Raw genomic sequence first — 14001 nt, 5'->3', positions numbered from 1 at the left:
CTTACAGCTTGAATACGCCCACCACCTGGTTCAGCTCCTGCGCCTGCTCCTGCAGGGCGTCGGCGGCCGCGGCCGCTTCTTCCACCAGGGCCGCGTTCTGCTGGGTCACCTGGTCCATCTGGGCGATGGCCTGGTTGACTTGCTCGATGCCGCTGCGCTGCTCTTCGCTGGCTTGCGCGATCTCGGCCATGATGGTGCTCACTTGCTGCACGCTGGATACCACGGTATCCATGGTGGCGCTGGCCTGGCTCACTTGCGCGTGGCCCAGGTCCACCGTGCCGGCCGATGCCTGGATCAGATCCTTGATGTCTTTCGCCGCGGCCGTCGAGCGCTGCGCCAGGGTGCGCACCTCGGTGGCGACGACGGCAAAGCCCCGTCCCTGTTCGCCGGCGCGCGCCGCTTCCACGGCCGCATTGAGGGCCAGGATATTCGTCTGGAAGGCGATGCCGTCGATCACGCCGATGATGTCGGCGATCTTGCTCGACGAGCTGCGGATGGCGTCCATGGTGCTGGCCACCTGCGCCACGGCCGCGCCGCCTTCGGCTGCCAGGCCGGACGAGGCCTGCGCCAGGCGGCTTGCCTGCTGCGCGTGCTCCACGTTCTGCTTGACGGTCGAGCTCAATTCTTCCATCGAGGCGGCCGTTTCCTCCAGTGAACTGGCTTGCTGTTCCGTGCGGCTCGACAGATCCAGGTTGCCGCTGGCGATTTCACCGGACGCCGTGGCGATCTGCCCGGCGCTGCCGCGCACGTTGCTGACCACTTGCGACAGGTTGTCGCTGATGCGGTTCATGGCGCGCAGCAGGCGGCCGATCTCGTCGTGGCTGTTCGTATCCAGGTGCACGGTCAGGTCGCCGGCGGCAATTTGCGCGGCGGCCGTTTCGGCGGCGGCCAGCGGGCGCGACACGAGTGCGCGCACCAGCCAGTACAGCAGCAGGGCAAAGACGAGCAGGGCGACGAAGCCGGAAATGGCCAGCTGGTTGCGCAGCTGGCGCGCTTCCACGGTGATCTCGTCCGTGAACGTGCCGCCCGCGATGATCCATTGCCAATCCTTGAATTGACGGTAGTACAGCTGCTTTTCGCGTGCGAGGGCAGCCGTTTCGCCGGGCGCCATCCACGTGTAGCGCATGGCGCCGTCCTTTTGCGCCAGCATCTCCTGGATGAAGGGGCGGCCGTCGCTGGCCTTGAAGTCGAGCGCGCTTTTGCCTTCGCTGTTCGGGTGCAGCACCATGTGGCCGTAGTTGGCGCCGGGCGCCGTGTCGACGATATAGATGTAGCCCGTCTGGCCGATCTTGACCTGGCGGATCTTGTCTTTCAGCATGGCCAGATTCTTGCTGATATCGAGGCCGATGAACAGCACGCCGACCACCTTGCCGCCCGCATCGCGCACGGGGTCGTACTGGGTGATGTATTGCTTGCCGAACAAGGTGGCCATGCCGACGAAGCGCTGGCCCGCGCGCAGCGGCCCGTAGCTTGGATGGTTGTGGTCGAGCTGGGTGCCGACGGCCCGTTCGCCATCCTGCTTCTTCAGCGAGGTGCTGATGCGCACGAATTCATCGCCGTTGGCGGCAAAGATGGTGGCGATCACGCCCGTCTGCGCCGTGTAGCGGTCGACCAGGGCCGTATCGAGGTTGAGCACCTTGCCGCCGTTGGCCAGGGCGGGCGTGGCCTTGCCGGCCACGGCCACCATGGCGCCCGTGTCGACCGTGAACGGGCCGGGAAATTCGGCCGCGAACAGGCGGGCAAAGCTGGCCGCCTCGTTGACCATGGCCGTATGGAAGACTTCTGTGGTCGTCATGACGCTATTGAGTTCGCTGGTGACGGCCGCTTCGGCGCGCTGTTCCAGCACGCGGGACGTGTTGATACTCATCAGTGCAGTCAGGCTGGCCAGGATCAGGCTGACCAGCGCAAACGTGAAGACGGTAATCTTGCCGCCGACACTGCAGTGGCGGAGGGAGAAGGAAATTGTAGGCATAGTGTGAGTCTGGCAAATGGTAATCAGCTCGGCCATTCCTGGTCATGACATGACACGCGGGGAGGGGATCTGGTGGGGAATGCGCTTGAAACGGAGGCGTACGGGCGTGGGAGCCGCGCGCAGGCAAGCTGGATTTCAGGGCGCGATGATAGCATGTCGCTTGCGTTTTGTTACTAAGTGTTTCCCGCAAGAATTACTTTTTCGCATAAAAACATCACCTGGATCAAGGATTGCAGAAATAGCCCATTGACTTTTCGGATTTGCATGGGTGTATTGCGATTTGCGGGGACTGGCGGGCGATGCATATGCTCACGAATGTTTCACTTTGTAATGAATGAGACGCCGCCTTTAATCCGCGTTTAAGCTTCCGGGAAGAAACTGATATTCCATGGGAGACTGCCAGGCCGTATCCTGTAGAATAATATGCAGACCAGTCGTGTATTCCCCTTACTGTCTTGCTGGCTGGCGCATGAGCAGCTGCGCCGCCTGGAATTGATTTAACTAATTTTCGGAGAAGCCGATGAAGAAGCAAATGATGCTGGTCACCCTGGTGCTTGCACTGTCAGCCCACGCTGGCGCAGCCCAGACGGACAAGAGCGCCGCTCCTCCGCCCCCCATGAAGCCGCTGGCCCAGCAAACGCAGGCCGCCTTGTGGGCATCGCGCGTCTTGACGCGCGTCCATTACAAGGCCATGCCGCTCGACGACGCCATGTCGGAGAAAATCTTCGACCGTTATTTCAAGTCCCTGGACGCGGAAAAACTGTTCTTCGTGCAGGCCGACATCGACCGTTTCGCGCCGCTGCGCACCAAGCTCGATGACGCCATCATCAATGAAGACCTGACGGCGCCGTTTGCCATCTACAACCTGTACCAGCAGCGTTTCGACGAGCGCATGGCGTATGCGCGTGAGCTGCTGAAAACCAAGTTCGACTTCACGGCCGACGAAAGCTACCAGATCGACCGCGAAAAGGCCGCCTGGCCGAAGAACGACGAGGAAGTGCGCGACCTGTGGCGCAAGCGCGTCAAGAACGACTGGCTGCGCCTGAAACTGGCGGGCAAGGAAGACAAGGCCATCCGCGAGACGCTGGACAAGCGCTATGAAAGCTACACGACCCGTTCGCGCAAGCTCAACAGCGAGGATGTGTTCCAGATCTTCATGAACGCCTACGCCATGTCGATCGAGCCGCATACCAATTACCTGGGCCCCCGCGCCTCGGATAACTTCGACATCGCCATGCGCTTGTCGCTCGAGGGCATCGGCGCCGTGCTGCAGACGCGCGACGAATACACGGTCGTGCGCGAAGTGGTGCCAGGCAGCCCGGCCGGCTTGTCGGGCAAGCTGAAAGTGGGCGACCGCATCGTGGGCGTGGGGCAGGGCGAAAGCGGCCCCATCACCGAAGTGCTGGGCATGCGCATCGACGACGTGGTGCAGCTGATCCGCGGCGCCAAGGATTCCACCGTGCGCCTCGACATCCTGCCGGCCGACGCCGGCCCCGATGCCAAGCACGTGGTCCTGCCGCTGGTGCGCAAGAAAATCAGCATGGAAGAGCAGGCAGCGAAGAAATCCGTCATCGAAGTGCGCGACAACGGCGTCAAGCGCCGCATCGGCGTCATTTCCCTGCCGACCTTCTACCAGGACTTCGAAGCGCGCCGCCGCGGCGACAAGGACTTCAAGAGCGCCACGCGCGACGTCAGCCGCTTGCTGGGCGAGCTGAAGAAGGACAAGGTCGACAACGTCCTCATCGACTTGCGCAACAACGGCGGCGGTTCGCTGAACGAAGCCGTCGAACTGACGGGCCTGTTCATCGACAAAGGCCCTGTCGTGATGCAGCGCAATGCCGAAGGCAAGGTCGATGTGGAAAGCGACACGAACGCGGGCCTGGCCTGGGATGGCCCGATGGGCGTGCTGATCAACCGCGGCTCCGCTTCCGCTTCCGAGATTTTCGCCGCCGCCGTGCAGGACTACGGCCGTGGCGTGATCATCGGCGAAGGCAGCTTCGGCAAGGGCACGGTGCAGACCCTGTTCAACCTCGACCGTTTCGGCGGCAGCGAGAAAGCCCGTTTCGGCGAGCTGAAAATGACCATCGCCCAGTTCTTCCGCATCAATGGCGGCACCACGCAGCTGCGCGGCGTCACGCCCGACATCAAGCTGCCAGCCATGTCGGACACGGAAAACTTCGGCGAATCGAGCTATGACAATGCCCTGCCATGGGTGGCCATCAAGCCGGCGCAATACATGCCGACGGGCGACCTGAAGGAAATCGTGCCGCTGCTGGACAAGAAGCATGAAGCGCGCGTGGCCAAGGACAAGGATTTCCAGTACTTGCTCGATGACATAGCCCTGGTCGTCAAGCAACGCAAGGAAAACCAGATCTCGCTCAATGAAACCGTGCGCCGCAAGGAGCGCGATGCCCAGGAAGCGCGCGCCAAGGCCCGTGAAAAACGCCTGATCGCGCAGATTTCGAATCCGTCCGACGACCTGGTGGTGATTCCTGATCCGAAAGACGTGCTGAAAGGCGCGAAAGCGGCCAGCAAGACGGCCAAGCAGATCGCCGCCGTGAAGGGCGCCTTGCGCACCGACGACGGCTTGCAGGGCGACGAGCGGGCCCTGAGCGCGGAACTGGACGCTGAAACGGCCGCCAAGAGCGCCAAGGACGTGCTGCTGAACGAAGCGGCGCGCATCCTGGCCGACGAAGTGGCGCTGATCAAGGCCGATACCCGCATGGCGTCCAAGGTCTTGCCGTATGGCGCGGACACCAAGGCAACGCCGGTGGCGGCAGCAAAGTAAACGTTGTTGTGCCGTAAAAAACCGGTTCCTCGCGGAGCCGGTTTTTTTTCGCCCCGTCAGTTATCTGTCTGGCGTATTTCTATCATTTCAACAATCAATTGGATTGATATGCCGCGATGCAGCATAATTCACCCGTCTCCTCTATTCTCCTCCAAGAAAATAGATTCAGCCCGCTCCTTGTAGCGGGCTTTTTTTGCCTTGCTTTTTGCGTGGCGCCCGCCGCATTCCCCAAGTTCCCTCATCTTCATGCCGCAGCGAGCCGTAAATCCCGACTGAATTTGTCGGGAATCGCTCAGATTTGCTCCGTTATAAATTTCCCATTCTTGTTACATTCCCACAAAGAAATTTTATTTGGCTTTCTGTAATGGCAGCGCGGTCAAGCGCGGCAGCAAAGCGCGTATCCGCCACGCAGTGCGTAGGGCCATGGCTGCCTGCGCCTGAGGCATGGCGCCCGCTGCCGGCACCGCATGCTTTTTCCTTTATTCATGTTCGTCATGCCCCAGCGGCGACCGAGAGGCTTATCTTGCGTTGTAAACTACTTCCCCTGACCTTGCTGCCCTTGCTGGCGCTGATACAGACCGCCTGGGCCGTCGATCCTCCTGGCGCCGGCAGCCAGCTGCAGCAGATTCCCGCCGCACCGCCGTTGCCGAAAGCGCCGCCCGCCATCCGTGTCCAGCAGGGCAACGTGCCCGCCACCACGGTGGGCGACACCACGCGCATCACCGTGCAGCGCCTGCAGATCACGGCACCGCCAGTCTTCACCGAGAGCGAACTGGTCGCCGCCACGGGGTTTACCGCGGGCAGCGAGCTGACCCTGGGCGAGCTGCGCGCCATGGCGTCCAAAATTGCCAGCTATTACCAGAACCGCGGCTATTTCCTGGCGCAAGCCTATCTGCCCGCGCAAGATATCCAGGATGGCGTTGTCACGATCAACGTCTTGCCTGGCCAGTATGGCCAGGTGCAACTGCGCAACCAGAGCAATCTGTCCAATGGCCTGGCCGGCACCGTGCTGGCGGGCCTGGACGGGCAGGCGATCGCCACGGCGCCGCTCGAGCGGCGCTTGCTGCTGCTGTCGGACTTGCCGGGCGTGCAGGTGAGCTCGACCCTGGCGCCGGGGGCGTCCTTGGGCGCGTCCGACCTGATCGTCGACGTGCAGCCGGGATCGCGGTTCAACGGCAGCATCGACCTGGATAACCAGGGCAACCGCTATACGGGCCGCAACCGCATCGGCACCACCCTGAACATCAATGAACTGGCCGGCATCGGCGACGTGGCCACCGTGCGCGCGTTCACCTCGGCCGACGGCTTGAACTATGGCCGCCTGGCCTACCAGGGGCAGGCAGGCTTGCTGCGCCTGGGCGGCGCCTACACGTATATGGACTACAAGCTGGGCAAGGAATTTGCCGTGCTCGACGCCAAGGGCACGGCGAAGATCGCCAGCGCCTACGGCAGTTATCCGCTGATCCGCTCGCGCAGCAACAATCTGTATGCGCAGGTCAGCTATGACGACAAGACCTTCCAGGACCGTACGGAATCGACGGGCAGCGTCAACGACAAGAAGGCCAAGGTGTGGATGCTGAATCTGAATGGCGACAGCAAGGATGGCTGGGGCGGTGGCGGCGCCAGCACGTATTCCGTCACGTACACCACGGGCAAGATCGATATCGGGACGCCGGCAACCTTGGCGCTCGACCAGGTGACGGTGAAGAGCAACGGCCACTTCCACAAGCTTGCCTTCAATGGCGCGCGCGTGCAAAGCCTGGGCGGCGAGACGAGCCTGTTCGGCACTCTCAGTGGCCAGGCCGCGTCGAAAAACCTCGATGTGTCCGAAAAGATGGGCATCGGCGGCGTGGGCGGCGTGCGCGCCTATCCGGGCGGCGAGGCGTATGGCGACCAAGGCTATGTGCTGAATGTGGAACTGCGCCAGAACGTGACGGCGTTCACGGCCTTTCCCGGCCAGCTGCAGGTGCTGGCGTTTGCCGATACGGGCACCGTCAAGCTGAACCGCGATGCCTGGAGCGCCGGCGAGAACCGCCGCACCCTGAGCGGCGCCGGTGTGGGCGCGACGTGGACGGGCGCCAACGCGCTCGTGCTGAAGGCGTATTACGCGCACAAGCTGGGCAATGCCAAGGCGACCTCGGCACCGGATGCGGCAGGCCGCTTCTGGCTGCAAGCCGTCAAGTACTTTTAAAAACCTACTGCGCGTCGCGATTTGCAGCTTGCGATGCTCACTGTGCGTGCGCACAGCTGCGCTTCTCAGCCGCAACTCACATCCGCTCGCTACGGTTTTTTAGATGTTGAAAATAAATTAAATCAAGATTATCAGGACACTGCCATGAACCGCATCTACCGCTCCATCTGGAACCAGGCCACCGGCGCTTACGCCGCCGTTTCCGAAAACGTCAAATCCGCCGGCAAGCGCTCGATGCCGGGCAGCAGCGGGGGCGGCGCGCATTTCGCCCTGACCAGCATGGCGGCGGCGCTGATGCTCGGGTATGGTTCCCTGGCCCTGGCCCTGGCGGGGCCGGCGGGTGGCACGGTGGTGGCGGGCCAGGCTTCCATCAATGGTACGCCGGGCAATACCGTGATCCAACAGGGCAGCCAGAACGCCGTCATCAACTGGGCCAGTTTTAATATCGGCAAGGGCGAATCGGTGCAGTTCCAGCAGCCCAACAGCAACGCGGTGGCCCTGAACCGCGTGTTGGGCAATGACGGCACGACCATCCTGGGCAACTTGTCGGCCAATGGCAAGGTGTTCATCGTCAACCCGAACGGTGTGCTGTTCGGCCACGGCGCGTCCGTGAACACGGCGGGCCTGGTGGCCTCGACCCTCGATATCAGCAACGCCGACTTCATGGCGGGCAAGTACCAGTTTGCCGGCAATGGCACGGGCAAGGTCTTGAACCAGGGCAGCATCAGCGCGCCGGGCGGCTATGTGGCCTTGCTGGGTGCGCAGGTGTCGAACGAGGGCACGATCCAGGCCCGCCTGGGCTCGGTGGCCCTGGCGGCGGGCCGCGCCATCACCCTGGACGTGGCGGGCGATGGCTTGCTGAACGTGGCGGTGGACCGGGGTGCCGTAGGCGCACTGGTCAATAACGGCGGCTTGATCCAGGCCGATGGCGGCAGCGTGGTGCTGACGGCGCAGGCGGCGGGCGACTTGCTGAAAACCGTGGTCAACAACACGGGCGTGATCGAGGCACACAGCATCGACACGCGCGGCGGCACGATCAAGCTGCTGGGCGACATGCAAAGCGGCACGGTAAACGCGGCGGGCACCCTGGACGCCAGCGCGCCCGAGGGCGGCAATGGCGGCTTCATCGACACCTCGGCCGCGCACGTGAAGATCGACGATGGTCTGAAGGTGACGACGGCGTCGGCCAAGGGCGCGACGGGCATGTGGCTGATCGACCCGACCGATTTCACGATCGCGGCATCGGGCGGCAACCAGACCGGCGCGTTTTACAGCAATGCGCTCAAGTCCAGCAATGTCACCATCGCAACGGTCTCCAGCGGCGGCGCCGCAGGCAACATCAATGTCAACGACACGATCAGCTGGTCGGCCAACAAGCTGACCTTGACGGCGCACAACAATATCAATATCAATGCGCCGCTGCGCGGTTCCGGCACGGCCAGCCTGGCGCTCGAGTATGGCCAGAGCGGTGTGGCCGCCGGCAACCTGTCCACCTACAACGTGAAGGCGGAAGTGGACTTGCCATCGGGTAATAACTTCAGCACCAGGCAGGGCACGGATGGCGCAGTGATCAGCTATACGGTGATCAACAGCGTAGGTACTGCTGGCAGCCTGAGCGCAGCCGATTTGCAGGGCATGAATGCTAACCTGGGAGGCAACTATGCGCTGGGCCGCCACATCGACGCCAATGCCACGCTCAACTGGGGCGGTGGCACGGGCTTCGTGCCTATCGGTGGCGCAGGCACGCCATTCACGGGCAGGCTTGACGGCCTTGGCCATGACGTCACGGGATTGTCCCTCACCCGGCTGACGGACTATGCCGATGTCGGCATGTTTGGCGCCATCGGCGCGTCGGGCGTGGTGCGCAACCTCAATCTGGTCAATACCCGGATACAGGCGCCGGAAGGCAAGTACGGGCAGATCCGGATGGGTATGCTGGCGGCAAGAAACGCGGGCTTGATCGATAACGTCAGTGCGTACGGGGAGCTGAAGCTGACGGGGTATATTTACGCGGGCGGCCTGGTGGGCGTGAATAGCGGCGTGATCAACAACAGCCGCAGCAGCGGCAGTATCGAGCACAGTCCGAATTATGGTGGCGGTGCAGCCGGGCTGGTTGCTGAAAATCAACGTGGCAGCATCGTCAGCAACAGTAGCAGCAGCATGACGGTGACCGTAGTCAAGGGCACGGCCGGGGGGCTGGTGCTTGAAAACGCTGGCACCATCGCGAAGAGCTTTGCCACGGGCGACATCGCGGGCGATGTCTTTACGGGCGGCCTGGCGGCATTCACCTCAGGCAATATCAGCGACAGCTATGCGACGGGCAGCGTGACGGGCAGTTCCATCGCCGGCGGATTGGCTGGCCGGCTGGGCGGGACGATCAGCAACAGCTATGCGACCGGCAATGTCTACTCTTCCGGCGATGTGCAGTCCGAGCAGGGTTTTGGCGGCCTCGTCGGTGACGTTTATGCGGGCAGGATCAGCAACAGCTATGCCACCGGCAGCGTCAATGCGGGCAACTATGCGGGCGGCATCGTCGGCCGGAACCGGGGGAGTGTGGACAATGTCTATTCCTTCGGCGCGGTCAATGCGCAGCACGATAACCGGGGCGGCATCGTTGGCTACAATGATTTCGGTGGCAACGTGAGCAATGCCTATTACAACAGCAGCGCCAACCACGGCCTGACGGGCCTGGGCCAAGGCAACGGCAGAACGAGCAATATCGTTGGCTTGGCGGACGGTGCGATGCGCGATCCATCGAGTTATACCTCATTTAACTTTACGACGGCAACTGGCGCCACGGGCAACAATTGGGTGACGGTGGGAGCGGACGGCAGCATGAACGGCAAGGGCGGCACCTTGCCGATGTTCAGCGGCGAATACTCGACCACCATCAATTCCCCACACCAGCTGCAGCTGATGGCGATGGACAAGGCGGCAGCCTATACCCTGGGCAGCAGCTTCAGCGCAGGGGCGACGGCCGGCGGCGATATCTGGACCGGCGGCGGTTTCGTGCCTGTCGGCGATGCCGCGTCGCCGTTCACGGGCAGCCTCAATGGCGCCGGCCACATTATTTCCGACTTGCGCATCTTCCGGCAGGGAGGCGCTGCCGTCGGCCTGATCGGCAGTCTCGGCAAAAACGGCAGCATCTCGGACCTGGGCTTGAGCGACGCCAGGATCACCGGCGGCAGCGATGTGGGTGCGCTTGCCGGCGCGAGCGCGGGCAAAATCAGCGGCAGTTTCGTTACCGGCAATGTCGCGGGCGATGCGCAGGTTGGCGCCCTCGTGGGCAGCAATACGGGCGAAATCGTCAACAGTTACGCGGCGGGCAGCGCGACGGGCGGCGTCAATGTGGGTGGCCTGGCTGGCGACAGCCACGGCGGCAGCATCCGCAACAGCTATGCGGCCGTTGCCGTCAGCGGCGCAACGGGGCTGGGCGGGCTGGCAGGCGGCGCCTCCGCCGCCGATGCCACGGGCAGTTACTGGGATACGCAGGTCAGCGGGCAGGCGGGCAGCCAGGGCGGCACAGGTTTGAGCTCGGCCGAGCTGAAAAAACTGGCCAGCTACAACGGCAGCAACGGCGCGGGCAGCCCGGCCTGGGACTTGAACAATACCTGGGTGATTTACGAAGGACAGAGCACGCCATTGCTGCGTTCCTTCCTGACGCCCCTGGTGGTGACGGTGTCGCATAGCAGCAAGGTCTATGATGGTCTGGCCAGCGATCCCGTCACCGTCAGCTATTCCAGGGTGGTCGATCCTTCCTTGCTGCAAGGCTCGCTGACCTATGACAACGCGTCCGGCAGTCCGGTCAATGCCGGCAACTATGTGGTGCGGGCCAGCGGCGTGTATTCCTCGGCCCAGAATGGCTACCTGATTAGCTATGTCGATGGCGGCGTGACCATTACGCCGCGCCAGATCAGCCTGAATGGCGTTTCGGCGGGCAACAAGGTGTACGACGGCAACACCTCCGCCGTCCTGTCTGGCGGCAGCCTCAGTGGCGTGCTGGGCGATGACGTGGCCAAGCTGAACTTTTTGCTATCCGGCTCCTATGCCAGCAAGAATGTCGGCAACAATCTCGTCATTACGGCCAGCGCCACGCTGGGTGGCAGTGCGGCCGGCAACTATACGCTGGCGCCAATCGGCGACTTCAGCGGCGCGATCACCAGGGCCACCATCAGCAGCGTGACGGGCCTCAAGGCCGACGACAAGGTCTATGACGGCGGCCTGCGTGCCAGCCTGAGCGGCGCTTCGGCCGTCTTGCACGGCATGGTGAGCGGCGACAGTCTTGCCGTGGTCTCCGCCAGAGGCAATTTCGCGGACAAGAATGCGGGCAGCGGCAAAACGGTGTATGTCAGCGATATCACGCTGGCTGGCGCCGACAGCGGCAACTATATCCTGGCCGCCACGGACGCCGTCATCACGGGCACCATCCGGCCCAAGGCGCTGACGCTCGACGGCGTCGCGGCGCAAGACAAAATCTACGATGGCAAGGCCGACGCGCGCTTAACGGGCGGTACCTTGAGCGGTTTCGTCGGCTCGGAAAATGTGATCTTGTCAGGCCTGAGCGGCTATTTTTCGGACAAGAACGCCGGCAACGGCAAGGCCGTGACGGTGGGCGCCGTGCTGGCCAGCGATACGGGTCTGGCCAGCAACTACACGGTGGCGAGCCCGGGCGGCTTGACGGCCAGCATCACGCCCAAGGCCTTGACGGTAATGGGCGCGGTGGCGGGCGACAAGGTCTATGACGGCACGCGCCTGGCCAGCGTCAGCGGCGGCGTGCTGTCCGGCCTGGTTGACGGCGAACGCCTGGACATCGCCGGCATGGCGGGCAGTTTCGGCGACAAGAACGCGGGCAATGGCAAGGCCGTGACAGTGACGGGCACGGCCCTGGCCGACACGGCCAGCGGCTTGGCCAGCAACTACACGGTAGCCGACCCGAGCGGCTTGACGGCCAGCATCACGCCCAAGGCCGTGACGGTGACGGGCGCGGTGGCGGGCGACAAGGTCTATGACGGTACGCGCCAGGCCAGCATCAGCGGCGGCACGCTGTCCGGCCTGGTCGAAGGCGAACGCCTGGGTGTGACGGGGATGACGGCCAGCTTCGGCGACAGGAACGCGGGCAAGGACAAGGCGGTGACGGTGACGGGCACGGCCCTGGCCGACACGGCCAGCGGCTTGGCCAGCAACTACACGGTGGCCGACCCGAGCGGCTTGACGGCCAGCATCACGCCCAAGGCCTTGACGGTGACGGGCGCGCTGGCGGGCGACAAGGTGTACGACGGTACGCGCCAGGCCAGCGTCAGCGGCGGCACGCTGTCCGGCCTGGTGGACGGTGAACGCCTGGATATCGCCGGCATGACGGCCAGCTTCGGCGACAAGAATGCGGGCAAGGGCAAGACCGTGACGGTGACGGGCACGGCCCTGGCCGATACGGCCAGCGGCTTGGCCAGCAACTACACGGTGGCCAGCCCGGGCGGCTTGACGGCCAGCATCACGCCCAAAGCCTTGACGGTGACGGGCGCGGTGGCAGGCGATAAAGTCTACGACGGCACGCGCCAGGCCAGCATCAGCGGCGGCGTGCTGTCCGGCCTCGTCGACGGCGAACGCCTGGATATCGCCGGCATGGCGGCCAGCTTCGGCGACAAGAACGCGGGCAAGGGCAAGGCCGTGACGGTGACGGGCACGGCCCTGGCCGATACGGCCAGCGGTTTGGCCAGCAATTACACGGTGACCGACCCGAGCGGATTGACGGCCAGCATCACGCCCAAGGCCTTGACGGTGACGGGCGCGGTGGCGGACGACAAGGTCTACGACGGCACGCGCCAGGCCAGCATCAGCGGCGGCACGCTGTCCGGTCTGGTGGACGGCGAACGCCTGGATATCGCCGGCATGGCGGCCAGCTTCGGCGACAAGAACGCGGGCAAGGGCAAGGCAGTGACGGTGACGGGAACGACCTTGGCCGACACGGCCAGCGGTTCGGCCAGCAACTATACGGTAGCCGACCCGAGCGGATTGACGGCCAGCATCACGCCCAAGGCCTTGACGGTGACGGGCGCGGTGGCGGGAGATAAAGTCTATGACGGTACGCGCCAGGCCAGCCTCAGCGGCGGTGTACTGTCCGGCCTGGTCGAAGGCGAACGCCTGGATATCGCCGGGATGACGGCCAGCTTCGGCGACAAGAACGCGGGCAAGGGCAAGGCAGTGACGGTGACGGGCACGGTCCTGGTCGATACTGCCAGCGGCTCGGCCAGCAACTACACGGTGGCCGACCCGGGCGGTTTGACGGCCAGCATCACGCCGGCAGCGTTGACGGTGGCTATCACGGGCGTCAACAAGGTATACGATGCGAGCGTCGCTGCCAGCGTGAACTGGCGCGATGACCGTCTCGCAGGCGACCAGCTCAGCATCAGCAGTAATGCTGCCCAGTTTGCCGACAAGAATGCGGGACAGGGCAAGACGGTGCGCGTGGATGGCATACGCCTGAGCGGACTGGACGCTGGTAACTATGTGGTCAACACGGCGGCGTCGACGCGGGCCGATATTGCACAGGCGAAATTGACCGTGACGGTGAACAATGCCGAGAAAGACCAGGGACGCCCTAATCCTGTCTTTGACGCCAGCTATGCGGGCTTGCTGGCAGGCGACAGCGTGGCATCGGAACTGCGCGGCGAATTGCTGTTCAGCACGGATGCTGGCGCAGGTTCGCCTGCCGGCAACTACAGGGTTGCCGCCGCAGGGCAGACATCGAACAACTATGCGATCGGCTATGTTGCCGGCAGCTTGAAGGTGAAGCCGGCGGAAGCCCTGCGTAACGCGGTGACGGCAGCGGCCGCTTCCGTCGCCGCCGTGCCGTTGGCGGGCAATATGGTGGTCGCGGAGCATGCCCATAGCGGCAAAGGGGCGGCCGCGCCAGCCGCGCCTGTCGTTGCCGGCACGGCATCGCGCCAGGTGCTGCCGGGCTTGCAATTGAGCGTGCTCGACGGAGGCATCCTGCTGCCGGCCGGACTGGCCAGCGGCCCGGCCATGCCGTAACGGCCAGAGCCGGCAGGGGCG

The 14001-nt window shown here is 63.9% G+C and carries 4 protein-coding genes; 3 read left to right on the top strand and 1 reads right to left on the bottom strand.

What is annotated here, in order from left to right; translation table 11 throughout:
- Position 1: 1 nt before the first annotated feature.
- Positions 2-1972, bottom strand: a complete 1971-nt coding sequence (locus VPH41_RS13310) for a methyl-accepting chemotaxis protein (RefSeq protein WP_328570382.1) — start codon at positions 1970-1972, stop codon at positions 2-4.
- 520 nt (positions 1973-2492) lie between these two features.
- Between VPH41_RS13310 and VPH41_RS13305 the strand changes: the two genes are divergently transcribed.
- The 3 genes from VPH41_RS13305 (at position 2493) to VPH41_RS13295 (ending at position 13980) form a co-directional block, all read left to right on the top strand.
- Complete coding sequence (locus VPH41_RS13305) at positions 2493-4760, top strand: carboxy terminal-processing peptidase (protein ID WP_287772309.1); 2268 nt, start codon at positions 2493-2495, stop codon at positions 4758-4760.
- A gap of 523 nt (positions 4761-5283) precedes the next feature.
- Complete coding sequence (locus VPH41_RS13300) at positions 5284-6951, top strand: ShlB/FhaC/HecB family hemolysin secretion/activation protein (protein ID WP_328570381.1); 1668 nt, start codon at positions 5284-5286, stop codon at positions 6949-6951.
- A 144-nt stretch (positions 6952-7095) separates the two neighbouring features.
- Positions 7096-13980 carry a YDG domain-containing protein gene (locus VPH41_RS13295; RefSeq protein ID WP_328570380.1) on the top strand — a complete coding sequence of 2295 codons (6885 nt, stop codon included), beginning with the start codon at positions 7096-7098 and terminating at the stop codon, positions 13978-13980.
- Positions 13981-14001: the final 21 nt, after the last annotated feature.

The organism is Janthinobacterium sp. P210006, assembly GCF_036231885.1.
Classification (GTDB): Bacteria; Pseudomonadota; Gammaproteobacteria; order Burkholderiales; family Burkholderiaceae_D; genus Janthinobacterium; species Janthinobacterium violaceinigrum.
The sequence above is the reverse complement of the archived record's forward strand: the minus strand, read 5'-3'. Positions and strand labels throughout refer to the sequence as shown.

Bases quoted from the DNA above. Each gene is read 5' to 3' on its own strand.
- VPH41_RS13305 (WP_287772309.1), top strand. From the start codon at position 2,493: ATGAAGAAGCAAATGATGCTGGTCACCCTGGTGCTTGCACTGTCAGCC.
- VPH41_RS13295 (WP_328570380.1), top strand. From the start codon at position 7,096: ATGAACCGCATCTACCGCTCCATCTGGAACCAGGCCACCGGCGCTTAC.
- VPH41_RS13310 (WP_328570382.1), bottom strand. From the start codon at position 1,972: ATGCCTACAATTTCCTTCTCCCTCCGCCACTGCAGTGTCGGCGGCAAG.